Here is a 24,889-nt window from a genome sequence, read left to right on the forward strand (position 1 = left end):
GAGCGGAAGGAACCCACCGGAAGCCGATCAAAAGTGATGCCACTTCAGTTTGGAAAGGACCATTTGCATGGTCAGCTTCGGTGGGATAGCCCGCAAGTTTTTCGGCTCGGCGAATGACCGCCGTGTCCGCTCGTATCGCAGCCGCGTTGCCGCCATTGCCGCGCTGGAAGAGAGCATCAAGGCTCTGAGCGACGAGCAGCTTGCCGCCAAGACCCAGGAATTCAAGCAGCAGCTTGCCGAAGGCAAGACACTGGACGACATTCTGGCGCCAGCCTTTGCCGTGGTGCGCGAAGCCTCGCGCCGCGTGCTCGGCATGCGCCCCTTCGACGTGCAGCTGACGGGCGGCATGATCCTGCATGACGGCGACATCGCCGAAATGAAGACGGGCGAAGGCAAGACGCTGGTCGCGACCCTTCCGGTCTATCTCAATGCGCTGTCCGGCAAGGGTGTGCATGTGGTGACCGTCAACGACTATCTGGCGAGCCGCGACGCCGGCATCATGGGCCGTCTCTACGGCTTCCTTGGCCTGACCACCGGCGTCATCGTGCACGGCCTCGATGACGAGCAGCGCCGCGCGGCCTATGCCTGCGACATCACCTACGCCACGAACAACGAGCTTGGCTTCGACTATCTGCGCGACAACATGAAATATGACCGCGGCCAGATGGTGCAGCGCGGCCACAATTTCGCGATCGTCGACGAAGTGGACTCGATCCTGATCGACGAGGCGCGCACGCCGCTGATCATCTCGGGCCCGCTGGACGACCGCTCGGATCTCTACAACACGATCGATGCCTTCATTCCGGCGCTGACGGCCGACGATTACGAAATCGACGAGAAGCAGCGCTCGGCGATCTTTTCGGAAGTCGGCACGGAGAAGTTGGAAAATCTTCTGCGGCAGGCCGGCCTGTTGAAGGGCGAAAGCCTCTACGACGTGGAAAACGTCGCGATCGTCCACCACATCAACAACGCGCTGAAGGCGCACAAGCTGTTCCAGCGCGACAAGGACTATATTGTCCGCAACGACGAAATCGTCATCATCGACGAATTTACCGGCCGCATGATGCCGGGACGCCGCTATTCCGAAGGCCAGCACCAGGCGCTCGAAGCCAAGGAAAAGGTGACGATCCAGCCGGAAAACCAGACGCTGGCCTCCATCACCTTCCAGAACTATTTCCGCATGTATGCGAAGCTGGCCGGCATGACCGGCACGGCCGCCACCGAAGCGGAAGAATTTTCCAACATCTACGGTCTCGAAGTGGTCGAGGTGCCGACCAACCTGCCGATCCAGCGTATCGACGAGGACGACGAGGTCTACCGGACCTTCGAGGAAAAGTTCAAGGCGATCATCGTCGAGATCCGCGAGGCGCACCAGCGCAACCAGCCGGTGCTCGTCGGCACGACCTCCATCGAGAAGTCCGAGCTTCTGGCCGCTATGCTGAAGAAGGAAGGCTTTACCCAGTTCAACGTGCTGAACGCCCGTTATCACGAACAGGAAGCCTATATCGTCAGCCAGGCCGGCGTACCGGGCGCCGTCACCATCGCCACCAACATGGCCGGCCGCGGCACCGACATCCAGCTCGGCGGCAATATCGACATGCGCCTCGAGCGCGATCTGGAAGGCATGGAACCCGGCCCGGAGCGTGACGCGAAGGAAGCGGCGATCCGCGCCGAGGTGAAGCAGCTCAAGGAGAAGGCGCTCGCCGCCGGCGGTCTCTACGTGATCGCCACGGAGCGCCACGAAAGCCGCCGCATCGACAACCAGCTGCGCGGCCGTTCGGGCCGTCAGGGCGACCCGGGTCGGTCGAAATTCTACCTCTCGCTTCAGGACGACCTGATGCGCATCTTCGGCTCCGACCGCATGGACGGGATGCTGCAGAAGCTGGGTCTCAAGGAAGGCGAAGCGATCGTCCATCCCTGGATCAACAAGGCGCTCGAGCGGGCCCAGAAGAAGGTCGAGGCGCGCAACTTCGACACCCGCAAGAACCTGTTGAAGTATGACGACGTCACCAACGACCAGCGCAAGGTGATCTTCGAGCAGCGCATCGAATTGATGGATGCGACCGACCTCACCGAGACGGTCGCCGACATGCGCCATGAAGTGGTCGACATGCTCGTCACCAAGCACATCCCGGAACGCGCCTATGCGGAGCAGTGGGATGCCAAGGGCCTCAAGGAAGAGGTGCAGCGCCTGCTGAACCTCGATCTGCCGGTCGAGGACTGGGTGCAGGAAGAAGGCATTGCCGAGGACGATATTCGCGAACGCCTGATGACTGCGGCGGATGCGGCGGCCCATGATCGCGCCGAGCGTTTCGGCCCCGAGATCATGACCTATGTCGAGCGGTCGATCCTGCTGCAGACGCTGGATCACCTCTGGCGCGAGCACATCGTCAACCTCGATCATCTGCGCTCCGTTGTCGGCTTCCGCGGTTATGCCCAGCGCGATCCGCTGCAGGAATACAAGGCCGAGGCCTTCGAACTCTTCCAGGCGCTGCTGGCCAATCTGCGCGAAGTCGTCACCGCCCAGTTGATGCGGGTGGAGCTGGTGCGCGAGGCACCGCAGGCGCCCGAGCCGCCGCCGGTGATGCAGGCGCATCATTTCGACCCGACAACGGGCGAGGACGAATTTGCCCAGCCGGCCATTTTTGCCGCCGACGAGGCGATCGACCGCGACCCGTCCAACCCCGCCACCTGGGGCAAGGTCGGCCGCAACGAGCTTTGCCCCTGCGGTTCCGGTAAGAAGTTCAAGCACTGCCACGGCGTGCTGACGGCCTGACGCAAAAGGCCATCGCTCATCCGTCCCATGTAAAACGGGGCCGCTCTTCGGGCGGCCCCGTTTTACATGGCGGCGCATGGGCTTCCTGCAGGGGCAAGGAAAGCGTTTCTTAACGGGGACACCGGCATAGTGCCCGCTGCCCCGGGTTCCTGGAAGTAATGCGTGCCAGCCATGACGGTGATCGAGAAAGCGGAGAGATGTCTTCCGCTCGGCCTGAAGATTCGGCTGACGCCGCTCCTCGGCCGGCTTGACCTCTGGCTGTCCGGCGACAGCGACGCGGCCGTCGCCCAGCGCATGGCGCTGACGGCTTTCGCGATCCGCATCCTCAGCGCCGCCATTGCCTTTCTCGCCCAGATCATCCAGGCCCGCCTGCTCGGCGAGTTCGATTATGGCATCTTCGCCTTCGTCTGGGTGCTGGTGGTGGTCTTCGGCAACCTCTCCTGCCTCGGCTTCCATACCGCCGTCATCCGGTTCCTGCCGATCCACACCGCCGGCGGTGAAACGGACCTGGTGCGCGGCCTCAACTGGACGGCGCGTGTGCTGGCACTGCTGTCGGCAAGCCTGCTCGCGGGGCTCGGCCTGCTCGTTCTCCACATCTTCGACCATCTGATTGCCGACTACTGGATGGTTCCGGTCTTTCTTGGCCTTTTCACCCTGCCGATGATCGCACTCGGCGACGTGCTGGACGGAACCGCAAGGGCCAATGGCTGGGCAGTCACGGCACTTGGGCCCACCTTCATCCTGCGACCGCTGCTGATCCTCGCACTGATGAGCCTTGCGGTGCTGACGGGTGCGCCGCGCACCGCGACGACTGCAATGACGGCCGCACTTGCCGGCACCTACCTCACAACCCTCTTCCAGTTCGTGCGGCTGACGCTGCGGCTGAGACGACAGCTCGGACCGGGCGGTCTCGCCTTCCGCGTCCTCCCCTGGACGCGCTTTGCCCTGCCGCTCTTCCTCGTCGACGGGATCGGCTTCCTGCTCACCAATTCCGATGTCGTGGTGGTCGGGCTCTATCTGCCACCGGACCAGGTGGCGATCTATTATGCCGCGGCCAAGACCATTGCACTCGTCCAGTTCGTCAATTTTTCGGTCAAGGCCGCAGCCGCACCGCGCATCGCCTCGATCCTGACAACGGGTGGAAGGGACGAAATCGCTGCCTTTGCGACAGATGCTGCGCGCTGGACCTTCTGGCCCTCGCTGGCGGTCGGGCTGTCGGTTCTGCTGGCTGGCCCGCTGCTTCTGTCGCTGTTCGGCCCCGCCTTCACCGCCGGCTATCCGCTGATGCTCATTCTGTTTGCCGGCATTCTTGCCAAGGCCAGCATCGGTCCGGGCGAGGTGCTGCTCAACATGGCCGGACACCAGCCACTCTGCGTGATGCTCTATGCCGGCCTGCTCGTGACCAATGTGACGCTGAACATGCTGCTCATTCCGCATTTAGGCCTGATGGGTGCCGCCGGCGCCACGGCGATGGCCATGGGCTTCGAGGCGCTGCTTCTGCATCTCGCCGCACGGCGCGTGCTTGAGATCCGTCTGTTCGCCTTTGCCCGCTCCGTCCCTCCCCTCCGCAAGGAAGAAGGCTCATGACAGAGACCTCTGCCTCACACCTCCCCGATACGGCGCGTCAGGCGGTTTCGCCGGCACATGCGCACGCTCCCTCAGATCTTCCCGAGCCCTCGCTGTCGATCGCCATCGGCCGGCCGGGACGCACACTTGCCATCTATGCGGCAAGGATGGGCTATGACCTGCAGGACGAACTGGATTTCCTCTCCAACCGGGTGCTCGAACCGAACATCTTCTTTGCCGCCCGCCTGCTGGCGCCGGCGATGCCACGCATCGAGGATCGCGCGGTGCGGCTTGCCATCCTGCGCGACCGGAAGGAAAACGGCGGGCGAATGCGCCTGCTGATGCCGTTTTCGGTTGAAAAGCCGGGCTTCGCACTGGGCGCGCCGATCCTGCGCGTCTGGGCCAACCCGTTCGGCCCGCTCGGCACGCCACTGGTGGATGCCGAGGATGCCGCCGAAACGCTGGACAATCTTCTGGAAGGGCTTGGACGACGCGATGCCGGGCTGCCCGGCGTGCTTGTGATGCCGGACCTCAGGCTCGACGGGCGCTTCGCCCGGATGATCCGGGCCGTGGCCCTGTCGCGCAACCTGCCGGTCACCGTCACTGGCCGCCACCATCGCCCGATGCTGCACAGCTATCTTGATCCGGAAACCTACCTCAGGCAGTCGGTCTCGGCCCATCATCTGCGCGAGATGCGCCGCCAGTGGCGCAAGCTGGCGGAAACAGGTGCCCTGACCCACGGGGTGGCGCGCCAGCCGCAGGAGATCCGCCAGCGCACCGAAGAGTTTCTGGCGCTCGAGGCGAAGGGCTGGAAAGGCCGCAAGCGCTCCGCGCTGATCAACGATCGCTACCGCTCCGCCTTCGCCCGCGAGGCGATCGGCAATCTGGCCGAGATCGATGCCGTGCGTATCCACACGCTGGACCTCGACGGCAAGGCGATTGCCTCCCTCATCGTCTTTCTGATGGCTGGCGAGGCCTATACGTGGAAAACCGCCTATGACGAGGCCCTTGCGGCCTTCTCGCCGGGCAAGCTGCTGATGATGAAGCTGACCGAATGGCACCTGGAAGACGCCAACATCACCCGCTCCGACAGCTGCGCCGTGCCTGATCATCCGGTCATGAGCCGCTTCTGGAGCGAACGGGAGGCCATGGGCACGCTGATCATCGGCCTTGCCGACAGCGCCGACCGCGACACGCGGCAGGTGGCGACACAACTGCATCTGTACCAGAACACCCGCAGCATGGCACGGCGCCTGCGCGAGAAGATCCTGGGCTTCCGCAACCGGGACGAGGGATGACACCGTCTCATCCGCATGGCCTGCGGTTAACCGGATTTTTGGCGACCGCTTGCTAAGAGAAGACCGCCCGGCCTTCCGCCGGGCTGTCGCCGGAGAGACATTCACCTCTCTCCGCATGCCCGCAACCCGCCACCACGGCACCGCGTGCCGTGATCCGCAAGAGCAGACCGATGGACCTCATCAGCTTCAAGAACACGCACGACCAGCAGATCTACGTCAACCCGCAGCAGGTCGCCTATGTTACCCGCTACGAGGACGCCGTCACCGTGATCGCGCTCGCCATTCCCCACAATGGCGGCCACCTGCAGCTTTACGTGCGCGGCGGGGTCGAGGAAGTGCGCCAGCGGCTGCTCGGCCATTATCACCGCAACGGGTGACGATCACTCCGGTCGCGGTTCCAGCGTTGCAAGAATATCGTTTCGGGTGACCGTGGTGCCCCGTGCCGGAATCGAACCAGCACTCCTTTCGGAACCTGATTTTGAGTCAGGCGCGTCTACCAATTCCGCCAACGGGGCATCGAAAGTGGTCGACGGGGTCTAGCACAGGAAAAAGCAGGCGCGCAAGCACCGGCTGGGCTGGAGCCCTTGTTGTTTCTCACGAAAATGTGGCGCGACATAATCGTCCCTGGCTCGCCCGATGCATTTACAGCCCTCTTCCCGTTCACTAGAGCAGGAGACACGTGACAGACGCCGCAGGAGACAGTTTGATGGCCACCGCAACCGATCCCCGCTCCACCCTGATGGGCTATTCGGGTCTGCTGGCTGTTGGCATGGTCGCCACCGTCGGATCGGCGCTCGGCTTCCAGCATATCGGCGGCTATATCCCCTGCGCGCTCTGCCTGCTGCAGCGCGAGCCCTATTACTGGGGTGTGCCGATTGCGCTCGGCGCCTTTGCAACCGCAGCCTTTCGCCTGCCGCCGGCGCTGACCCGCCTGCTGATCGGCGTGGTCGGCGTGATGATGCTGATTGCCGCCGGCATGGGCGTCTATCATTCCGGCGTCGAATGGGGCTTCTGGCCAGGTCCGACCACGTGCTCAACCTCTGCCGCCACGGCCACCACCAGCGCACAGAACCTGCTGGAAGACTTGAACACCGTGCACGGCCCCTCCTGCACGGTCGCGGCCCTGCGCATCCTCGGTCTGTCGCTTGCCGGCTGGAATGTCGTCGCGGCCCTCATCCTCGCCGCCATCGCCTTTCGCGGCGTATTCGCAAAGCGCAGATGAGCGATAAGGCCACGTCCTATCCGGCCGGTGTGTGAGAACGGCGGGGCCTTTCCGCGCGCGAGGACCGGTGCGGATGGCTCCGGGACGCGAGACAGAGGCAGCCGCACGTCACGACGACAGCTCTGCAAATTGATGGCGGCACTGGAAGGGCATCAGGGCTGAAGCTCGGTATCCCAGTAGAGATAGTCCATCCAGCTTTCATGCAGATAGTTCGGGGGGAAAAGCCGCCCGTTGTTGTGCAGGTCCTGCACCGTGGGCTGGTAGGGCGTCTGGGCGGGGTGCATGCCGGCCTGCTTGGGAAGCTTGCTGCCTTTTCTGAGATTGCAGGGGGAGCAGGCGGCCACCACGTTTTCCCAGGTCGTCTGGCCGCCATGGGCGCGGGGGATCACGTGGTCGAAGGTCAGATCCTCGTGCGAACCGCAGTACTGGCACTCGAACTTGTCGCGGAGGAAGACGTTGAAGCGGGTGAAGGCGGGGTTTCTCGTGGGCTGTACGTAGGTCTTTAAACTGACGACGCTCGGTAATCGCATCGAGAAGGTGGGAGACGATACCGACTGGTCATACTCGGCAATGATATTCACACGGTCGAGGAAGACTGCCTTGATCGCGTCCTGCCAGGACCAGAGCGACAAGGGGTAATAACTCAGCGGCCGGTAGTCAGCGTTCAACACGAGCGCCGGCAGGGCCTGCGGGGAGACTGCAATCGTCAACGGACGCTCCTCACCGATTCGGCTTCTGTCTTTCTATATTAGGACCGTTGTTACAGGAATGTGAAGCCCCCCTGACGACGCAGCGTGCGCCGCAGGCCATCACGTCATCGGGATGGCGTCGCGCCGCAACACGCGGGCATAATAGGCCCAGAACAAACGGGCCGCCACGGAGCGCCAGGGCTGCCAGGAGAGGGAAAGCTCGGAAACCTCCGTCACCGATGGCCGCACTTCCATTGAAAGCGCATGGCCGACCGCGGCCCTCAGCGCCACGTCACCGGCCGGAAACACATCCGCCGCGCCAAGGCAGAACATCAGATAGACCTCCGCCGTCCAGGGGCCGATGCCGGGCAGCGCCACGAGCCGGGCCCTCGCCTCCTCCGGCGCAAGCGAGGACAGCCCGTCGAGATCGAACCGGCGTTCAACGAGCGCCGCCGCCAGCCCCTCGATCGCCCTCGCCTTCGCCCGCGACAGCCCGAAACCCGCCACGACCTCCGGGGAATGGCCGAGGTAGACGGCAGGCGTCATCGCGCCGGCCGCCTGGATGCGGCTCCAGATCGCCGAGGCGGCCGCCTTCGACACCATCTGTGATACAATGATTTCGCAAAGACCCGCAAAGCCCGGCGGCGACAGGCGCAGCGGTATCGGCCCTGCCGCCGCAATCACCGTCGACAGACGGTCATCCAGCCGGGCGAGCGCGGCAAGCCCTTCCTCGATCTCCGCCATGCCGCGTATCTGAACCATCGCCAATCCTTCCGATTCGTGGCACAAGAGACCATGCACGCCGTCGACCGTCAAAAGCCCGTCTTCCGTTTCGCGCCAAGCCCGAACGGGTTCCTGCATCTGGGCCATGCGCTGTCCGCCCTGATCAACCAGGATATGGCCGAGCGCGCCGGGGGGCGCCTGCTGCTGCGCATCGAGGATATCGACCAGACCCGCTGCAGGCCCGAATTCGTCCACGAGATCTTTCGCGATCTCGCCTGGCTTGGTCTCGAATGGGAGGAGCCGGTGCGCCACCAGTCGAACCATATCGAGGCGTATCAGGCAGCGCTCAGCAAGCTGGAGGCGCTGGACCTGCTCTACCCGGCCTTCCTGACGCGCGGCGAGGTGAAGGCGCGCGTGGCGGCGTCCGAAGCTGCCGGCAGGCCATGGCCGCGCGATCCGGACGGTGCGCCGCTCTACCCGCCGGATGACCGCAACCGCAGCCCGGCCGAGCGCACGCAGCTTCTGGGCGGCGGCCTGCGGCATGCCATCCGCCTCGACATGGCAAAGGCGCTTGCGCTGGTCGGCCAATCGCTCGAATCGCCCCTCACATGGCAGGAGGATGGCGACGGAGAGACCGGCACCATCCCTGCCGATCCGGCGGCCTGGGGCGATGTCATTCTCTCGCGCTCGGATGCCCCCTCCAGCTATCATCTCTCGGTGGTGGTGGACGATGCCGCGCAGGGGGTGACGCATGTGGTGCGCGGGCTGGACCTGTTCCACGCCACCGCCGTCCACCGCCTGCTGCAGGTGCTGCTCGGTCTGCCGCAACCGCTCTATCACCACCACCGGCTGGTGCCGGGTCACGACGGCCGCAAACTTTCGAAAAGCGAGGGTGCGACGGGGCTGGCGACGCTGCGCGCCGCCGGTGCCTCACCGGCGGATATTCGCGCGATGCTGGGGTTCTGAAACCGTTTTCTGCTTTGCCTGCTCCGCCCGGCCATGCTTCGCCAGCGCGTGGGAGACTTTTGGCAGAACGCGGTACTTCATCAGCGCCGTGTTCACCTCGGCGCCGAGAATGAAGATCACGCCGACCATGTAGAGAAAGACCAGCACGATCATCACCGAGGCAAGCCCGGCATAGGTGGCGGCATAATTGGCGAAGGTTGCGAGGTAGGAGGCGAAGGCGAACGCAAAACCGCCCCAGCACAGCAGCGTCAGCACGATGCCCGGCAGCACATCCACCACCCGGCGGCGGCCGGCCGGCAACCATTTGTGGCAGATGATGAGGCCGAGAAACAGCACGATGATCGTACCGACCACGCCGAAATTGGCGATGCTGCTGAGTTCGTCGCTGAGCCAGGGCAGGCGGGAGCCTGCAAAGCGGATGGCAATCGGCAACGCCACCAGCACGATGCTGATCGCCGCGAAGATCGCGACCGCCGCGATCACATAGCCGAGGCTCGCCAGGCGCGTCACATACCAGGCACGGTCTTCCGCCACCCGGTAGGCGCGGTTCAGCGAAATGCGCAGTGCCTCCACCCCGTTCGAGGCGAAATAGGCCGCCGCCAGCACGGAAATCGTCAAAAGCCCACCGCGCGGAATTTCGAGCACGCGCCGCACTTCGTTGGCCAGCGGCTGGGCAATGTCGGAGGGCCAGGTGTCGAACAGCAGATGGACGGCGGTATCGGAAAAACTGTTGGCGCCGAGAAAGCCCGCCAGCGCCGTGCCGAAGATCAGGAAGGGAAACAGGGCGAGTAGCCCCGACAGCGCCACGTGGCTTGCCAGCGCCCAGCCGTCATCCTCGTTGAAATGACAATAGGCGTCGTAAAACACCTTGAAGGCCATCCGGAACGGGCGGTGCGGCGGTGTGCTCTCTGCCAAGGGGAACTCCGTTGTCACTCGGGCTCAAATATGGGAAAGGCAAAGTCATTGTACAGGAGGGGGGACATGACGGATCGCAAAACGATCATCATCACCGGCTGCTCGTCGGGCATCGGCGCCCACTGCGCACGGGCCCTCTCGCGCGATGGCTGGCGCGTCTTCGCCACCGTGCGCAAGCCGGAGGACCTGGCAAGCCTTGAGGCTGACGGCATCGAAGCCCTGCTGATGGATTATACCCGGCAGGACACGATCGACGCGCTGGTGACCGAGGTGAGTGCCCGCACCGGCGGGCGCATCGATGCGCTGTTCAACAATGGCGCCTATGGCCAGCCGGGCGCAGTCGAAGACCTGTCGACCGACGTGCTGCGCCACCAGTTCGAGACCAACGTGTTCGGCTGGCATGAACTGACACGGCAGGTGATTCCGCTGATGCGGGCAAGAGGACAAGGCCGCATCGTGCAGTGCTCGTCCATTCTGGGCCTCGTGCCCTATCGCTATCGCGGCGCCTACAACGCCTCCAAGCACGCGATCGAAGGCCTGAGCGTCACGCTGCGGATGGAACTCGACGGCTCCGGCATCTTCGTCAGCCTGATCGAGCCGGGGCCGATCGCGACGCGCTTCACCGCCAATGCACTGGCGGCGATCCGCGGCCATATCGATCTGGAAGGCTCGGCCCATGCGGAGGAATATCGCCGCCAGCTGGCCCGGCTGGAGGGCACGGGGCCGGTCAACAAGCACAAGCTCGGGCCAGAAGCGGTCTATGTGGTGCTGACGCATGCCTTGACCGCACCGCGCCCAAGGCCACATTATCTCGTCACCAAGCCTGCCAAACAGGGGGTTCTGCTGAAACGGCTGCTGCCGGCCGATCTGTTCTACCGGCTGCTGCGTAAGCTGGACTGAAAATCAGAAAAAGGCGCTTCCATGTCCAGCTTCACCACCCTTCTGGCCCTGATCGTGATGGGTCTCGTGGTCCTTGTCCTGATCCGCGGCCTGTTCAACATGCTGCAGGGCAAGGATGCCAACAAATCCAACAAGCTGATGCAACTGCGCGTGATGCTGCAGGCAATCGCCATCGCGCTCATCATGCTGACGCTCTGGCTGACGGGCGGAGGTCGCTGAGATGGTGAAGCTCAACAAGATCTATACCCGGACAGGCGATGACGGCACGACGGGTCTGGTCACCGGCCCGCGGCGCCTGAAGCACGATCTGCGCGTCGATGCCTATGGCACGGTGGACGAAACCAATTCCGCCATCGGCATTGCCCGGCTGCATACCGGCACAATGCCGGACCTCGACGCCATGCTGTTTCGCATCCAGAACGATCTCTTCGATCTCGGCGCCGACCTTGCCACGCCGGAGACAGGCGAAAAGGTCAGCTGGGAGCCGCTGCGCATCGTGCAGTCCCAAGTCGACCGGCTGGAAGGCGAGATCGACACGCTGAACGCCGGCCTCGATCCGCTGACCTCCTTCGTCCTGCCCGGTGGCTCGGCGGCCGCCGCCTATCTGCATCTCGCCCGCACCGTCTCGCGCCGGGCAGAACGCCTGATGGTGGAACTGTCGAAGATCGAGGGCGAAATCGTCGGGGCCCCGGCGCTCAAATACATCAACCGTCTCTCGGATTTCCTCTTCGTCGCCTCCCGTTACGTCAATGAGGGCGGCAAGGCCGACATTCTCTGGGTGCCGGGCAAGAACCGTTAGGCGCACGGCCCGGATCCCGTTGTTGAGGAGAGGCTGATGTTCATTCCGCTTTACGACGTCAACCGGCTGAAGCGGATCCGACTGCAATACGTGACCATCGCGCTGATGGCGATCAACATCGCCATCTGGCTCCTTCTGTCCCGCCTGCCGGCGGGGATCGGTGACGTCATCGTGATCACCGGCGGCTTCATTCCAGCAGTCCTGTTCGAGCATGCGCTGCTGCCGCCGACGCTCGATTTCCTGCCAAAGGAAGCGAGCATTGTCACCTATGCCTTCCTGCACCTGGATGTATGGCACCTCGGCAGCAATCTCCTGTTCCTGTGGGTGTTCGGCGACAATGTGGAAGATGCGCTCGGCCATGGCCGCTTCGCACTGTTCTATCTCCTGTGCGCAGCCGCCGGCGCGCTGTTCCACGGCTTCGTCCATCCGCTCTCCGAGGGGCCGCTGATCGGGGCCTCCGGCGCCATTTCGGGCGTGGTCGCCGCCTATCTTCTGCTGCATCCGCGGGTCCGGTTGTGGACGCTGGTCTTCTTCCGTATCCCGCTGCCGCTGCCCGCATTCGTGCCGCTTCTTCTGTGGATCGGCCAGCAGGTGGCGATGCTGCTCGTTGACCGGCAAGGCATGGTCTCCTGGGGTGCGCATGTCGGCGGCATCCTGGCGGGTCTCGTGCTGGTGGTCATCCTGCGCCAGCCGGGGGTGCCGCTGCTGGACCGCGAGATCGTGGCGCCGCGGGCGCTGGAGCGTCGGGACGACTGATTCGCCACCGCTCGCCTGCGGCCGTCCTGCGCTTTGTCAGGAATGGGGGCATGACCAAATGACACCGGTGCGACGCCGAAAACCTTTTGTATTCGGTTCAAAAATGCGTATCCATGTCGCCCATTGACAATCAGCGGCGCGGGAGAGGCCGCATTTTCCCAATTGGTTCGATCTGAGGAAGGAAGTCATGAAAATCCTGGTGCCTGTAAAGCGGGTGGTTGATTACAACGTGAAGATCCGCGTCAAGGCGGACGGCACGGGCGTTGAACTCGCCAACGTGAAGATGTCGATGAACCCGTTCGACGAAATCTCCGTTGAAGAGGCGCTTCGGCTGAAGGAAGCCGGCAAGGCAACGGAAATCGTCGTGGTCTCCATCGGCCCTGCCAAGGCGGAGGAAACCATCCGCACCGCGCTTGCCATGGGCGCAGACCGTGGCATCCTGATCGAGACCGACGAGACGGTCGAGCCACTGGCCGTCGCCAAGCTCCTGAAGGGCGTGGTCGAGGCGGAAAATCCGGGCCTCGTCATCCTCGGCAAGCAGGCAATCGACGACGACTCGAACCAGACCGGCCAGATGCTGGCAGCCCTGCTGAAATGGGGTCAGGCCACCTTCGCGTCCAAGCTCGAGATCGGCGAAGGCGCCGCCAAGGTAACCCGCGAAGTGGACGGTGGCCTGCAGACCATAGCGGTCAAGCTTCCGGCAATCGTCACCACGGACCTGCGCCTCAACGAGCCGCGCTATGCCTCTCTGCCCAACATCATGAAGGCCAAGAAGAAGCCCCTCGACAAAAAGTCGCCGGCCGATTTCGGCGTCGATCTTTCGCCGCGCCTCAAGGTGCTGAAGACCGAAGAGCCGGGCGGTCGCAAGGCCGGGGTGAAGGTCGGCTCCGTGGCCGAACTGGTCGAAAAGCTGAAGACCGAAGCAGGCGTCCTCTAAGGGAACGACAGGGAGAACACGACAATGGCCATTCTTCTTCTCGCAGAACATGACGGCGCAAGCGTTTCCGACCAGACCGGCAAGGCCCTGACGGCCGCGACCCAGATCGGCGGCGAGGTGCATGTGCTGGTCGCCGGTTCCGGCGCCCAGGGCGCGGCCGATGCGGCCGCAAAACTTTCGGGCGTCTCCAAGGTGCTGCTCGCCGACGACGCCGCTTATGCCAACAGTCTGGCGGAACCGCTGGCGGACCTGATCGTCTCGCTCTCCGGCGCCTATGACGTCATCATCGCGGCGGCAACCGCCACCGCCAAGAACGTGATGCCGCGCGTCGCCGCCCTGCTCGACGTGATGCAGGTCTCGGAAATCATCGAGGTCGTCTCGGCCGACACTTATCGGCGTCCGATCTATGCCGGCAACGCGATCCAGACGGTACAGTCCACCGACGCCAAGAAGGTGATCACCGTGCGCACCGCCGCCTTCCAGGGCGCCGGCGAAGGCGGTTCGGCTGCCGTCGAAACCGTTTCGGCGGCCGGCAATGCCGGTCTTTCCAGCTTCGTGGAAGATGCGCTCTCCTCGTCCGACCGTCCGGAACTGACCTCGGCGAAGATCATCGTCTCCGGCGGCCGCGCGCTCGGCTCCTCGGAAAAATTCCGCGAAGTGATTCTGCCGCTCGCCGACAAGCTCGGCGCGGCCGTCGGCGCCTCGCGCGCAGCCGTCGATGCGGGCTACGCGCCCAATGACTGGCAGGTCGGCCAGACCGGCAAGGTGGTCGCCCCCGCTCTCTACATCGCCTGCGGCATTTCCGGCGCCATCCAGCACCTCGCCGGCATGAAGGATTCCAAGGTGATCGTCGCGATCAACAAGGACGAGGAAGCGCCGATCTTCCAGGTGGCCGATTACGGCCTGGTGGGCGATCTCTTCCAGATCATCCCGGAGCTGGAAAAGGCGCTCTGAGCCTTCGTCCGACTGGCGTCACACAAACACAAAGGCCGCGCCCCTGCCGGGAACGCGGCCTTTGTCATCTTATCTGCCTTTCGCCACGGACGAGGCGATCAGAATTCTTCCCAGCTCTGGCTGGATGAGCCCGCGGATGGCGGCGCGGCGGAAGATTTCGAGAAGCCCGCGGCCACCTTGCCGAGCAGCGCACGGGCGGGAGAGGCCACCTGACGGCTGGTGTCGCTGGCGGGCTTCACCGGGGCAAAGCGACCACTGGCGGCAGGGGCACGCTGCGGCGGCACCGAAACCGGCAGCGGTTCGTCGCGTCCGAACGACGCGAAACCCTGCGATGGCGGCTGCCCTTCGGCAAAGCGGAAACGCGCCACGAGGCCGGAGAGATCCTGCGCATTGCGCGTCAGCTTCTCCATGTCGTGGTTGGTGCGCTCAGCCATCTGCGAGTTCTGCTGGGTGGTGTTCTCCATCTGGCGGATGGCGGTGGAGATTTCCCGGACGCTTTCCGACTGCTCGCCGGCAGCCTCGGCAATCAAGGCGATCTGTTCGTTGATCTGCGTGACCTGCCCGGCAATCTCGCCGAGCGCCGAACCGGTGTTCTGCACGAGATCGACACCCGTTTTCACCGCGTCGCTGGACTTGCCGATCAGTTCCTTGATCTCGCGCGCCGCCGTCGCCGAACGCTGGGCGAGTTCGCGCACTTCCTGCGCAACGACGGCAAAGCCCTTGCCGGCCTCCCCCGCACGTGCCGCCTCGACGCCGGCATTCAGCGCCAGAAGGTTGGTCTGGAATGCGATCTCGTCGATCACATTGATGATCTGGCTGATTTCCTGCGAGGCATGCTCGATGCGGCTCATCGCCTCGACCGCGGAACTGACGATCGCGCCCGACCGGTCGGTCGACGTCTTCGTCTCCGCTGCCATGGAGCGGGCATTGGTGGCGCGTTCGGTCGACACGCGAATCGCCTCCATGATCTGGCTGATGACGGCGGAGGTCTCCTCGATGGCCGCCGCCTGCTGCTCGGAGCGGCGCGACAGGTCATTGGTCGCCGCCGTCATGCCGCTGGCCGTGTCATTGATAGAGGCGGTACTGCCGGAAACCTGCTGCATGGTGCTGGCAAGGTTGCGGATCGAATCGTTGAAATCGGTGCGCAGCCGATCGAGCCCTTCCATGAAAGGCGTGTCGATGGTGGTGCCAAGATCGCCGGCCGCAAGCCGCCGCAGACCCGCGCCCAGCACCTCGACCGTATGCTGCAGCCGCTGTGTCTCTTCGGCACGCGCCGTCTCACGCGCCAGACGCTCGCTTTCGGACAGCTGCCGGTCGCGTTCCGCCTCGCTCTGCAGGCGCATCTTTTCGAGCGCCGCATCGCGGAACACCGCAACGGAGCGCACCATGTCGCCGATTTCATCCTTGCGCTGCTCGCCGGTCAGCGCGATGCCGGTATCGCCACCGGCAAGGCGCGTCATCGCCTGCACCAGATCATGGATCGGACGGGTGATGCCGCGGGAAACGAGAACGGCAGCGATGACGGCCAGCACCAGAATGCCGATGGCAAGACCGATGATCGTGTTGCGCAGGCCGACAAGGCTGGCCAGCGCCTCGTCCTCCGCCATGACGGCGGCAACGGCCCAGTTGTGACCTCCGAACGAGAGTGGTGAGGCGGCGAGATAGTTGATGGTGTTGCGATAGCCCTTCTGCACGCCGCTGGCCTCTGAACCGCCAAGCGCGCTCTTGATGGCCGGCGCCTCGATCCGCTGGAGAAGCGCATCCTTCTCGGATGTCAGCGGCGAGTCCGTGATCACCATGCCGGCGGCGTTGACCAGCAGCGTCTCGCCTGTCTGACCGAGCCCGGTACGGTTGGCGAACATCGAATTCAGCCGGCCGGCGGGCACGGCCACTACGATGACACCCACCTTCACGTCTCCCATGAAAAGCGGCTGAGCCAGGAAGATGGTGGCCTGCTTCTGCGGGCCGTAGAGCACGTAATCGGACATGGCGAAGAGATCGCGGTCCTCGCTTTCGGCCACCTTGCGGAAGACCTCTGCCAGCGCGCTATCCTTGAGGTCCGGGTCGGCGAGGTTCGCACCGAATTCGCCGTTCTTCTGGACGGTGTACAGGATCGTGCCCTTGGCCTCGATCAGGAAGATGTCGGAATAGCCGTAGCGCTTCAGCGAGGCGCGCAGCACCGGATGGTAGAGATTGTGATTGCTGTCATAGGTATCGACGCGGGCGCTGTCGTAATCGGCGCGCTGTCCCGGCGGGCTCGGATTGTTGGTGATATAGCGCTCGGTCAGCGTCGCCTTCGGATTGTCGCCCAGATAGCGCCAGTCGCGCCGGAATTTCTGCAGGGCCTCGCCCGTGGTTGCCACACCCGCCAGCGCCCGCAGATTGGTCAGCATGTTCTCGAAATAGAGCTTGGCCTCGTTACGACGACCATCGGCGGTCGCCTCCAGCTTTTCCATGGCCTGCTCACGCAACACGCGGCCGCTTTCCATCAGACCGGCAAAACTTGCGGCACCGATGGAGAGAAGGGTCACGATCGTCACGAAAACCGGCAGTTTTCTTGCAATGCGCATCGATTCCGGGCTCCAGGCAATTGGCATCCGCGGCAAATGCCAGGCACGGTTTCTCCGCGCCGCGGCTTGCCGTGAGGCAGATGCTGCCGACACACGCTTAAGATAACGCTAAAATGAAAGGGCTATATGTCCCAAACTCTTGCCTCAGCCGCGACAGAATGGATTAAGGACTGGAAAAATAGACTGGCGGGCATTATCACTCTTGAGGGAAGTGCGAGCCCTTGACGGGCGGTTTTCTTCGCACCGCACACAGAAGCACGCAACGTGCCGGTGTGGCTCCAGAGTTCCAGCGGAAACAGGGCGCTATGATCACACATCTCGGAATTGTCGGGGCAGGTCAGATGGGCTGCGGTATCGCGCATGTCAGCGCGCAGGCCGGCTATCGGGTCACCCTTTACGATCTCTCCAGCGAACGCATCGAGGCAGGGCTTGCCACCATCAACGGCAATCTCGCCCGGCAGGTCAGCAATGGCAAGCTGACGGACGAGGAGCGGCGCGAAGCGCTGTCGCGCATTTCCGGCAGCACCGACATCAACGACCTCGCCCCGGCCGACCTGGTGATCGAGGCGGCCACCGAAGACGAAAGCGTCAAGCGCAAGATCTTCAGCAAGCTGTGCCCGGTTCTGAAGCCGGAAGCGATCCTTGCCACCAACACCTCCTCGCTGTCGATCACCCGTCTTGCCGCCGCGACCGACCGGCCGGAGCAGTTCATGGGCATTCACTTCATGAATCCCGTGCCGGTGATGAAGCTGGTGGAACTGGTGCGCGGCATCGCCACCGACGACACCACCTTCCGCGCCGCCAAGGACTTCGTGGGCAAACTCGACAAGACCGTGACGGTTGCCGAGGATTTCCCGGCCTTCATCGTCAACCGCATCCTGCTGCCGATGATCAACGAAGCGATCTACACGCTCTATGAGGGCGTCGGCTCCGTCGAGGCGATCGACACCGCCATGAAGCTCGGCGCCAACCACCCGATGGGCCCGCTGCAACTCGCCGACTTCATCGGCCTCGATACCTGTCTGTCGATCATGCAGGTACTGCATGACGGTCTGGCCGACAGCAAGTATCGCCCCTGTCCGCTGCTGGTGAAGTATGTCGAGGCCGGCTGGCTGGGCCGCAAGTCGGGCCGCGGCTTCTATGATTACCGCGGCGACGTGCCGGTTCCGACCCGCTGACACCGAAGCCTGAAGGACGGTTTCGGCGCCTCAGAGTGCCGAAACCCTGTCGATCAGGCTCTTCGCCTGCTCGCTGTCCCAGGCGGCGGGACCGTTCATCGACCCGATCAGGCAGCCTTGCCGGTTGATGACCAGGGTCACCGGCAGGCCGAAGGCAAGCCCTTCCTTCTTCAGCGCATTGAAGACGCCCATCGAACTGTCGCGGTAATAGGCGAGATGGTGCACGCCGGTCTCATCAAGGAAGGCCTTCGGCTTCTCGTCGCCGCCGGTATCGATATTGATGGCCACCACCTCGAAACGGTCGCCGCCCTTCTGTTCCTGCAGGCGGTTCAGCGCCGGCATTTCCTCGCGGCAGGGGCCGCACCAGGTGGCCCAGAGGTTGAGAAGCACCGTCTTGCCCTCGAAGCTCGCAAGCTTGAGCGCGCCACCGTCCGGGCCCTTGAAGGTAAGAGCCTGCAAGCGGCGGGGCTCCGCCGTGGCCGTCAGCGCGGCAATCTCGCCCTTCGCCAGCTCCGAAACGGTCTTTGCCTGCTGCACGGCGCCTGCACACGCCGTATCGGCCGTTGCGGCGGCATTGCCAGACAGGGCCGGCATCACGTATACCGCCACGGCGCCGGCCAGAAGTCCGGCAAAGGCAGCAATCAGGATCAGGCGGACGGACGGCAGACCCAGCGGTCTCTTGTTCGGCATATCAAACTCCAGGACGGGCACTCATGGCAGACGGCACGAAGGATCAGGCTTCCTCCAACCAGATGTGGGGCGGGCGCTTTGCCTCGGGACCGGACGCCATCATGGAGGAGATAAATGCCTCCATCGGTTTCGACAAGAAGCTCTATGCCCAGGATATCCGCGGCTCGATCGCGCATGCCACAATGCTCGCCAAGCAAGGCATCATTTCGGTCGAAGATAAAGACAAGATCGTCGAAGGGCTGAACACAATCCTGTCAGAGATCCGCGACGGCAGATTCGAGTTCTCCCGCAAGCTCGAAGACATCCACATGAACATCGAGGCGAGGCTCGCAACGCTGATCGGCCCCGCTGCCGGCCGCCTGCACACCGCCCGCTCGCGCAACGACCAGGTCGCGCTCGATTTCCGCCTCTGGGTGAAGGAAGAGCTGGCCAAGACCGAAGCCATGCTGACAGACCTGATCGCCGCTTTGCTGGACAAGGCCGAACAGCATGCGGACAGCGTGATGCCGGGCTTCACTCACCTGCAGACTGCCCAGCCGGTCACTTTCGGCCATCATTGCATGGCCTATGTCGAGATGTTCGGCCGCGACCGGGCGCGCGTGCGCCACGCCATCGACCATCTGGACGAAAGCCCGATCGGCGCAGCGGCACTTGCCGGCACCGGCTTTGGCATCGACCGCCACATGACGGCGACCGCGCTCGGCTTCCGCGAACCGACCCGCAACTCGATCGACACCGTCTCCGACCGCGATTTCGCGCTGGAATTCCTTTCGGTTGCCGCGATCTGCGCCGTGCACCTGTCGCGCTTTGCCGAAGAGATCGTCATCTGGTCGACGCCGCAGTTCGGTTTCATCCGCCTGTCGGATGCGTTTTCCACCGGCTCCTCGATCATGCCGCAGAAGAAGAACCCGGATGCCGCCGAACTGGTGCGCGCCAAGACCGGCCGCATCAACGGTTCGCTGGTGGCGCTGCTGACGGTCATGAAGGGCCTGCCGCTCGCCTATTCCAAGGACATGCAGGAAGACAAGGAACAGGTCTTCGATGCAGCGGAGAACCTTGAACTGGCGCTTGCCGCCATGGCCGGCATGGTGCGCGACATGACGGTGCGCACCGACCGCATGCGGGCTGCCGCCGGTTCCGGCTATTCCACGGCCACCGACCTTGCCGACTGGCTGGTGCGCGAGGCGGGGCTTCCCTTCCGCGATGCCCATCACGTCACCGGCCGCGCCGTGGCGATGGCGGAAGGCAAGGGCTGCGAGCTTGCCGATCTCTCGCTTGCCGACCTGCAATCGATCCATGCCGCGATCACCGACAAGGTGTTCGACGTGCTGTCCGTCGATGCCTCGGTTGCCAGCCGCGTGAGCTTCGGCGGCACCGCTCCCTCGGAAGTGCGCAAACAGATCGCCTGGTGGCGCGGCCGCAACTGATCCATCACGAGAATTGACTGCACAAGCGGGCGGAACTTCGCTATGAACGGGCTCCGCCCGCCTGCGCCACAGGCCGTTGACAAAGGAACAGGAATGTCGAACCAGCGCCATCTCGCCCGTATCGCGATCGTGCTCTGCATGGCAGGCGTCGCCGTCACCGGCTGCGGCCGCAAGGGGAATCTGGACAAGCCGAGCACGCCCGTCGAGCAGCAGAACATCCGCAAGAGCGGCGAGCAGAAAAAGCAGCCGGTTGCGGAAAAGCCTTTCCTTCTCGACCCGCTTCTCTGATCGCGAGCCTTCGCCGTGAACCACTTCCATTATATCGACGGCGTGCTGCACGCCGAAAACGTTGCCATTCCTGAGATTGCAAAGGCGGTCGGCACGCCCTTCTACTGCTATTCCACCGCAACACTGGAGCGGCATTACCGCGTCTTCTCCGAGGCCTTCGGGGATGTGGACGCCATGGTCTGCTACGCGATGAAGGCGAATTCCAATCAGGCGGTGCTGAAGACGCTCGGCCGGCTGGGAGCCGGCGTGGATGTGGTGTCCGGCGGCGAACTGCGGCGGGCGCTGGCCGCCGGCATTCCCGCCAACCGCATCATGTTCTCCGGCGTCGGCAAGACACCGGCCGAAATGGATCTGGCGCTGGAAGCGGGCATCTACTGCTTCAACGTCGAGTCCGAACCGGAGCTGGAAATCCTGAACTTGCGCGCCCTCAAGCTCGGCCGCAAGGCGCATGTCTCCTTCCGCATCAATCCGGACGTGGACGCGCGCACGCATGCCAAGATCTCGACGGGCAAGAAGGAAAACAAGTTCGGCATTTCCTACGAGCGCGCCCGGGCCGTCTATGCCCATGCCGCGACGCTTGACGGCATCACGGTCAGCGGCATCGACATGCATATCGGCAGCCAGATCACCGAGCTGCAGCCCTTCGAGGATGCCTTCCGGCTGCTGCGCGAACTGGTGGAAACGCTGCGCGGCGATGGCCACCGCATCGATCACGTCGATATCGGCGGCGGCCTTGGCATTCCCTACAAGGACGACAACAATCCGCCGCCGCTGCCGGATGCCTATGCCGGCATCGTCAAGGCGCAGTTGAAGAGCCTGAACTGCAGGATCGTCACCGAACCCGGCCGCCTGATCGTCGGCAATGCGGGCATTCTGGTGACCGAAGTGCTCTACGTGAAAGATGCCGCCAACAAGACCTTCGTGATCGTCGACGGCGCGATGAACGATCTCATCCGCCCGACGCTTTACGAAGCCTATCACGGCATCCGCCCGGTCATCATGCCGTCCGACGAAACGCCCCGTATCAAGGCCGATGTGGTGGGTCCCGTCTGTGAAACCGGCGATTACCTGGCGCTTGACCGTGACCTGGCGCGCCCGAAGGCCGGCGATCTCTTCGCCGTCGGCTCGGCTGGTGCCTATGGCGCGGTGCAGGCCGGCACCTACAATTCGCGCCTGCTGGTGCCGGAAGTGCTGGTGCGCGGCAGCGAGTTCCACGTGGTGCGTCCGCGCGGCAGCTACGAGGACCTGATCGGCCTCGATTCCGTGCCGGCATGGCTCGGCTAGAACGCGCATCGCGTTCACATTTCAGCGAAACGGCAAGAAAGCGGGGGCATTTCTCCGCAGCACCCTCGTCTTCGCCACAAACGCTGGTATCCTCTCACCAGCGGGTTCGCGCTTTGCGGTGCCCGACGTCGGTTGACGCCGCCACGCACAGGAGACGGACCGCATGAGCCGCAACAGGATGAGCTTCACCCGGAAAGGCGCCTTCGAAGCGCACCCGGATCTCGCGCGCCGCGTTGCTGCCAAGCGCACGGTGGCACGTTTCGTTCTGTTCTGCGAACGGCTGGCACCGCTCCTTCTGGCTCCGCTCAGTGTGGTCGCCCTGTTTCTCGCCACCGGCTGGTTCGGGCTGTTCCGGCACATGCCGGAAATCCTGCGCTGGGTCGTCTTCGGCCTGTTCATCTTTGCCTTCCTGAGCGCGCTTCTGCCGTTCGGGCGCCTGCGCTGGCCGGCCGCCAGCGACGCCGATCGGTTGCTGGAGGCGCGCAACCACCTGCCGCACCAGCCGGTGGCCGTGCAAGAGGACGAACCCGCCTTCGAGACGCCCTTTGCCCGGGCGCTGTGGAAAGAACACCAGCTTCGAATGGCGCGGCGCATCGCGGCGCTTGATGCCGGTTTGCCGCAACCCGATATCGCCCGCCACGACCGCCACGGCCTGCGTGCCCTGCCGGCCCTGTTGCTTGTTGCGGCCTTTGCCTATTCCTTTTCCAATGGCGGCGGCAGCCCGATGGATGTGTTTGCACCGTCGCTGCCGGCCGCAAAGGTCAATCCGGACCTGCGCGTCGATGCCTGGCTGACACCGCCCGCCTATACCGGTCGCGCGCCGATTTTCCTGACCGGGCGCGAGGCGCCGGTGACCGGCAGCGTCCGCCTGCCCCAATATTCCGAGCTGACGGTGCGCGTCACCGGCGGCGAAGGTGACGAACGGGTGCAGTTTTCGCCGCTGGAAGGTGCTTCGGGCAAGCGGCTGGCACCGGAAGGTGACGCCGCAACCGCCCCGGCCTCTGCCGCTCAGCAACCTGCCGGCGCCACCGGACAGCCGCTCGGCCCGCGTACCTACAAGATGAAGGTCGCGGAAAGCGGCGACCTGACCGTCAACGGCCAGCAATGGCTGTTCGACGTGATTGCCGACCGTGCGCCGGAAATCGCCTTCGACCGGCAGCCACGCCGCGCCGTCAACGGCGCGCTGGAAATCGGCTTCACGGGCAAGGACGATTACGGCATCCAGAAGGCCTTCGCCTTGATCGAACCGGTCGAGCCGCAGGATGACGGGGCCAAGCCTCTCTACCCGCTGCCGGAGTTCAAGCTGGATCTGCCGCGGCAGAATTCGCGTGACATCAAGGGCCTGACCAGCCGCAACCTCACCGAACATCCGCTCGCCGGCAAACGGGTGCGCATCACGCTGGTGGCCGTGGACGGCGCCGGTCAGGAGGGTCGCAGCCCGTCCGTCGAAATGGTGCTGCCCGCCCGCCGCTTCAACGAACCGCTGGCGGCGGCAGTGGCCGAGCAGAGACAGGTCTTCGCGCTCGATACCCGCAAGATGCCGCGCGCCATCGCGCTCAACGAGGCGCTGGCGCTGCGCGCCGACGAAACCATTCCCAACCTCTCGCACTTCCTGCTGATCCGCTCGGCACTGGAGCGCATGAAGCTTGCCCGCAGCGATCAGCAGCTGAAGGACACCGCCGATTATCTCTGGGAAATCGCGCTCGGCATCGAGGACGGCAATCTTTCGCAGGCGGAACGGCGGCTGCGCGATGCCCAGCAGGCCCTTTCCGACGCGCTCCAGAACAATGCCTCGCAGGAAGAGATCGCCCGCCTGATGAAGGAACTGCGCGAGGCGATGCAGAATTTCATGTCGGAACTCGCCCAGCGCATGCAGAACATGCCGCAGTCTGAGCAGAACATGCAGGCGCAGAACGTCATCCGCCAGCGCGACCTGCAGAACATGATGGACCAGATCGAGAATCTCGCCCGTTCCGGCAATCGCGATGCGGCCCAGCAGATGCTCTCCGAACTGCAGCGCATGATGAACAACCTGCAGGCGGGTCGCCCGCAGCGCCCCCAGCAGGGCCAGCAGCAGCAGACGAGCCGCATGCGCCAGCAGATCGACAAGCTCGGCGAGATCATGCAGGAGCAGCAGCGCCTGATGGACCAGACGTTCCAGATGGATCAGGCCCTGCGCGACCGCATGCAGCGCGGCGATCCGGACCAGCAGCCTTACGAGCAGGGCCAGAACCCGCAAGGCCAGCAGCAGCCAGGCCAACAGCAGGGGCAGCAGGGCCAGCAGCCGCTCGACCAGATGACAGCGGAGCAGCTGCGCGAGGCACTGAAGAACCTGCGCGCCCAGCAGGAAGGGCTCGGCAAGAAGCTGCAGGAACTGCAGCAGGGCCTGAAGGATCTCGGCATGCAGCCGGGCGACGGCTTCGGCGAGGCGCAGCGGGAAATGGGCAATGCCGGCGAAGCCCTCGGCAAGGGTCGTGGCGATCAGGCCGTCGAAGGTCAGGGCAATGCGTTGAATGCGCTTCGCCAGGGCGCACAGAGCATGATGCAGCAGATGATGCAGGCCATGCAGCAGGGCCGTGGCCAGCAGGGACAGGGGCCGGGCGAAGGCCAGGCCTCGCAGGGCGGCCAGAACGGCCGCGACCCGCTGGGACGCCCGCGCGCCACTGCCGGGCCGGAATTTGGCGACCAGGTCAAGGTGCCGGACGAAATCGACGTGCAGCGCGCCCGCGAAATTCTCGACGCGATCCGCGAGCGGCTCGGCAACATGATGTCGGGCGAGGAAGAGCGGCGCTATCTCGAACGGCTGCTGGACATTCGCTGACGTCCCCTATGCGCCGTCATCCGGAGGCGGGCGGTGCAAACGGCATGTGCGGATCCCGGCCGATCGGCCGGAGGCGATGCCGGCTCACTCTTCGATGGTCATGCCGGCCCCGGGAGCGGGGCCGCGCAGG

Annotated in this window: 22 protein-coding genes and 1 tRNA gene; 17 read left to right on the plus strand and 6 right to left on the minus strand. The window is 64.3% G+C overall.

Annotated elements, in window-relative coordinates:
- Window positions 1–67: 67 nt before the first annotated feature.
- From secA to F3H95_RS14335, 4 genes are all read left to right on the plus strand, one after another.
- Entirely contained in the window at window positions 68–2,776 is a 2,709-nt protein-coding gene (gene secA / locus F3H95_RS14320) for a preprotein translocase subunit SecA (RefSeq protein WP_143126833.1), read from the plus strand.
- A 171-nt stretch (window positions 2,777–2,947) separates the two neighbouring features.
- Complete coding sequence (locus F3H95_RS14325) at window positions 2,948–4,363, plus strand: lipopolysaccharide biosynthesis protein (protein ID WP_149746711.1); 1,416 nt, start codon at window positions 2,948–2,950, stop codon at window positions 4,361–4,363.
- Window positions 4,360–5,640, plus strand: a complete 1,281-nt coding sequence (locus tag F3H95_RS14330; RefSeq protein WP_149746521.1) for a GNAT family N-acetyltransferase — start codon at window positions 4,360–4,362, stop codon at window positions 5,638–5,640. Before F3H95_RS14325 ends, F3H95_RS14330 begins: the two co-directional genes overlap by 4 nt.
- Window positions 5,641–5,810: 170 nt before the next feature.
- Window positions 5,811–6,017 (plus strand): hypothetical protein, encoded by a 207-nt coding sequence (locus F3H95_RS14335; RefSeq protein WP_143126831.1) that lies wholly within the window; start codon window positions 5,811–5,813, stop codon window positions 6,015–6,017.
- 53 nt (window positions 6,018–6,070) lie between these two features.
- On the opposite strand, the gene F3H95_RS14340 is transcribed toward F3H95_RS14335, so the two are convergent.
- Window positions 6,071–6,155: transfer RNA gene (locus F3H95_RS14340), tRNA-Leu, on the minus strand.
- Window positions 6,156–6,346: 191 nt separating this feature from the next.
- Here F3H95_RS14340 and F3H95_RS14345 point away from each other — a divergent pair.
- Complete coding sequence (locus F3H95_RS14345) at window positions 6,347–6,862, plus strand: disulfide bond formation protein B (RefSeq protein ID WP_149746522.1); 516 nt, start codon at window positions 6,347–6,349, stop codon at window positions 6,860–6,862.
- Between the two features lie 152 nt (window positions 6,863–7,014).
- Here F3H95_RS14345 and F3H95_RS14350 read toward each other — a convergent pair whose 3' ends face one another.
- Together F3H95_RS14350 and F3H95_RS14355 are read right to left on the minus strand one after the other, a co-directional pair.
- Entirely contained in the window at window positions 7,015–7,572 is a 558-nt protein-coding gene (locus F3H95_RS14350; protein ID WP_149746523.1) for an HNH endonuclease, read from the minus strand.
- A gap of 99 nt (window positions 7,573–7,671) precedes the next feature.
- Window positions 7,672–8,313 carry a DNA-3-methyladenine glycosylase gene (locus F3H95_RS14355; RefSeq protein ID WP_149746524.1) on the minus strand — a complete coding sequence of 214 codons (642 nt, stop codon included), beginning with the start codon at window positions 8,311–8,313 and terminating at the stop codon, window positions 7,672–7,674.
- Between the two features lie 33 nt (window positions 8,314–8,346).
- On the opposite strand from F3H95_RS14355, the gene gluQRS reads away from it, so the two are divergent.
- Complete coding sequence (gluQRS, locus tag F3H95_RS14360; protein ID WP_149746525.1) at window positions 8,347–9,240, plus strand: tRNA glutamyl-Q(34) synthetase GluQRS; 894 nt, start codon at window positions 8,347–8,349, stop codon at window positions 9,238–9,240.
- Here gluQRS and F3H95_RS14365 read toward each other — a convergent pair.
- Complete coding sequence (locus tag F3H95_RS14365; protein ID WP_143127179.1) at window positions 9,205–10,119, minus strand: YihY/virulence factor BrkB family protein; 915 nt, start codon at window positions 10,117–10,119, stop codon at window positions 9,205–9,207. The genes gluQRS and F3H95_RS14365 overlap by 36 nt on opposite strands.
- A 102-nt stretch (window positions 10,120–10,221) precedes the next feature.
- Here F3H95_RS14365 and F3H95_RS14370 point away from each other — a divergent pair, with 102 nt between their 5' ends.
- The 6 genes from F3H95_RS14370 to F3H95_RS14395 all read left to right on the plus strand — a co-directional run bounded on the left by F3H95_RS14370 (window position 10,222) and on the right by F3H95_RS14395 (window position 14,501).
- Window positions 10,222–11,055 carry an SDR family oxidoreductase gene (locus tag F3H95_RS14370; RefSeq protein ID WP_149746526.1) on the plus strand — a complete coding sequence of 278 codons (834 nt, stop codon included), beginning with the start codon at window positions 10,222–10,224 and terminating at the stop codon, window positions 11,053–11,055.
- 21 nt (window positions 11,056–11,076) lie between these two features.
- Entirely contained in the window at window positions 11,077–11,274 is a 198-nt protein-coding gene (locus tag F3H95_RS14375) for a twin transmembrane helix small protein (RefSeq protein WP_143127170.1), read from the plus strand.
- Window position 11,275: 1 nt separating this feature from the next.
- Window positions 11,276–11,854, plus strand: coding sequence for a cob(I)yrinic acid a,c-diamide adenosyltransferase (locus F3H95_RS14380; RefSeq protein WP_149746527.1), 579 nt, complete (start codon window positions 11,276–11,278; stop codon window positions 11,852–11,854).
- Between the two features lie 36 nt (window positions 11,855–11,890).
- Window positions 11,891–12,610, plus strand: a complete 720-nt coding sequence (locus F3H95_RS14385) for a rhomboid family intramembrane serine protease (protein ID WP_143127168.1) — start codon at window positions 11,891–11,893, stop codon at window positions 12,608–12,610.
- A gap of 187 nt (window positions 12,611–12,797) precedes the next feature.
- On the plus strand, window positions 12,798–13,547 hold the full coding sequence (locus F3H95_RS14390; RefSeq protein WP_149746528.1) for an electron transfer flavoprotein subunit beta/FixA family protein: 750 nt from the start codon (window positions 12,798–12,800) through the stop codon (window positions 13,545–13,547).
- A gap of 24 nt (window positions 13,548–13,571) precedes the next feature.
- Window positions 13,572–14,501, plus strand: a complete 930-nt coding sequence (locus F3H95_RS14395; protein WP_143127166.1) for an electron transfer flavoprotein subunit alpha/FixB family protein — start codon at window positions 13,572–13,574, stop codon at window positions 14,499–14,501.
- Between the two features lie 98 nt (window positions 14,502–14,599).
- Here F3H95_RS14395 and F3H95_RS14400 read toward each other — a convergent pair whose 3' ends face one another.
- Window positions 14,600–17,071 (minus strand): methyl-accepting chemotaxis protein, encoded by a 2,472-nt coding sequence (locus tag F3H95_RS14400; RefSeq protein WP_188134389.1) that lies wholly within the window; start codon window positions 17,069–17,071, stop codon window positions 14,600–14,602.
- 305 nt (window positions 17,072–17,376) lie between these two features.
- On the opposite strand from F3H95_RS14400, the gene F3H95_RS14405 reads away from it, so the two are divergent.
- On the plus strand, window positions 17,377–18,249 hold the full coding sequence (locus F3H95_RS14405; protein ID WP_143127164.1) for a 3-hydroxybutyryl-CoA dehydrogenase: 873 nt from the start codon (window positions 17,377–17,379) through the stop codon (window positions 18,247–18,249).
- A gap of 30 nt (window positions 18,250–18,279) precedes the next feature.
- On the opposite strand, the gene F3H95_RS14410 is transcribed toward F3H95_RS14405, so the two are convergent.
- Window positions 18,280–18,939, minus strand: a complete 660-nt coding sequence (locus tag F3H95_RS14410; protein ID WP_143127163.1) for a TlpA disulfide reductase family protein — start codon at window positions 18,937–18,939, stop codon at window positions 18,280–18,282.
- A 23-nt stretch (window positions 18,940–18,962) separates the two neighbouring features.
- Between F3H95_RS14410 and argH the strand changes: the two genes are divergently transcribed.
- The 4 genes from argH to F3H95_RS14430 all read left to right on the plus strand — a co-directional run bounded on the left by argH (window position 18,963) and on the right by F3H95_RS14430 (window position 24,759).
- On the plus strand, window positions 18,963–20,366 hold the full coding sequence (argH, locus tag F3H95_RS14415; protein ID WP_149746530.1) for an argininosuccinate lyase: 1,404 nt from the start codon (window positions 18,963–18,965) through the stop codon (window positions 20,364–20,366).
- A 93-nt stretch (window positions 20,367–20,459) separates the two neighbouring features.
- Window positions 20,460–20,654 carry a lipoprotein gene (locus F3H95_RS14420; RefSeq protein WP_143127161.1) on the plus strand — a complete coding sequence of 65 codons (195 nt, stop codon included), beginning with the start codon at window positions 20,460–20,462 and terminating at the stop codon, window positions 20,652–20,654.
- A 15-nt stretch (window positions 20,655–20,669) separates the two neighbouring features.
- Window positions 20,670–21,938, plus strand: a complete 1,269-nt coding sequence (lysA, locus tag F3H95_RS14425; protein ID WP_149746531.1) for a diaminopimelate decarboxylase — start codon at window positions 20,670–20,672, stop codon at window positions 21,936–21,938.
- A 163-nt stretch (window positions 21,939–22,101) separates the two neighbouring features.
- Window positions 22,102–24,759: a TIGR02302 family protein gene (locus F3H95_RS14430; protein ID WP_149746532.1), complete on the plus strand. Its 2,658-nt coding sequence runs from the start codon at window positions 22,102–22,104 to the stop codon at window positions 24,757–24,759.
- Window positions 24,760–24,889: the final 130 nt, after the last annotated feature.

This window comes from Rhizobium sp. RU35A (assembly GCF_900156005.1).
GTDB classification, from domain to species: Bacteria; Pseudomonadota; Alphaproteobacteria; order Rhizobiales; family Rhizobiaceae; genus Neorhizobium; species Neorhizobium straminoryzae.

Excerpts from the sequence above, each read along its gene's own strand:
- F3H95_RS14330 (WP_149746521.1), top strand. The coding sequence starts at position 4,360 with ATGACAGAGACCTCTGCCTCACACCTCCCCGATACGGCGCGTCAGGCG.
- F3H95_RS14355 (WP_149746524.1), bottom strand. The coding sequence starts at position 8,313 with ATGGTTCAGATACGCGGCATGGCGGAGATCGAGGAAGGGCTTGCCGCG.
- F3H95_RS14400 (WP_188134389.1), bottom strand. The coding sequence starts at position 17,071 with ATGCGCATTGCAAGAAAACTGCCGGTTTTCGTGACGATCGTGACCCTT.
- F3H95_RS14420 (WP_143127161.1), top strand. The coding sequence starts at position 20,460 with ATGTCGAACCAGCGCCATCTCGCCCGTATCGCGATCGTGCTCTGCATG.
- gluQRS (WP_149746525.1), top strand. The coding sequence starts at position 8,347 with ATGCACGCCGTCGACCGTCAAAAGCCCGTCTTCCGTTTCGCGCCAAGC.
- F3H95_RS14410 (WP_143127163.1), bottom strand. The coding sequence starts at position 18,939 with ATGCCGAACAAGAGACCGCTGGGTCTGCCGTCCGTCCGCCTGATCCTG.
- F3H95_RS14365 (WP_143127179.1), bottom strand. The coding sequence starts at position 10,119 with ATGGCCTTCAAGGTGTTTTACGACGCCTATTGTCATTTCAACGAGGAT.
- F3H95_RS14385 (WP_143127168.1), top strand. The coding sequence starts at position 11,891 with ATGTTCATTCCGCTTTACGACGTCAACCGGCTGAAGCGGATCCGACTG.
- F3H95_RS14325 (WP_149746711.1), top strand. The coding sequence starts at position 2,948 with ATGACGGTGATCGAGAAAGCGGAGAGATGTCTTCCGCTCGGCCTGAAG.
- F3H95_RS14405 (WP_143127164.1), top strand. The coding sequence starts at position 17,377 with ATGATCACACATCTCGGAATTGTCGGGGCAGGTCAGATGGGCTGCGGT.
- F3H95_RS14335 (WP_143126831.1), top strand. The coding sequence starts at position 5,811 with ATGGACCTCATCAGCTTCAAGAACACGCACGACCAGCAGATCTACGTC.
- secA (WP_143126833.1), top strand. The coding sequence starts at position 68 with ATGGTCAGCTTCGGTGGGATAGCCCGCAAGTTTTTCGGCTCGGCGAAT.
- F3H95_RS14380 (WP_149746527.1), top strand. The coding sequence starts at position 11,276 with ATGGTGAAGCTCAACAAGATCTATACCCGGACAGGCGATGACGGCACG.
- F3H95_RS14375 (WP_143127170.1), top strand. The coding sequence starts at position 11,077 with ATGTCCAGCTTCACCACCCTTCTGGCCCTGATCGTGATGGGTCTCGTG.
- argH (WP_149746530.1), top strand. The coding sequence starts at position 18,963 with ATGGCAGACGGCACGAAGGATCAGGCTTCCTCCAACCAGATGTGGGGC.
- F3H95_RS14370 (WP_149746526.1), top strand. The coding sequence starts at position 10,222 with ATGACGGATCGCAAAACGATCATCATCACCGGCTGCTCGTCGGGCATC.
- F3H95_RS14395 (WP_143127166.1), top strand. The coding sequence starts at position 13,572 with ATGGCCATTCTTCTTCTCGCAGAACATGACGGCGCAAGCGTTTCCGAC.
- F3H95_RS14390 (WP_149746528.1), top strand. The coding sequence starts at position 12,798 with ATGAAAATCCTGGTGCCTGTAAAGCGGGTGGTTGATTACAACGTGAAG.
- F3H95_RS14345 (WP_149746522.1), top strand. The coding sequence starts at position 6,347 with ATGGCCACCGCAACCGATCCCCGCTCCACCCTGATGGGCTATTCGGGT.
- F3H95_RS14430 (WP_149746532.1), top strand. The coding sequence starts at position 22,102 with ATGAGCCGCAACAGGATGAGCTTCACCCGGAAAGGCGCCTTCGAAGCG.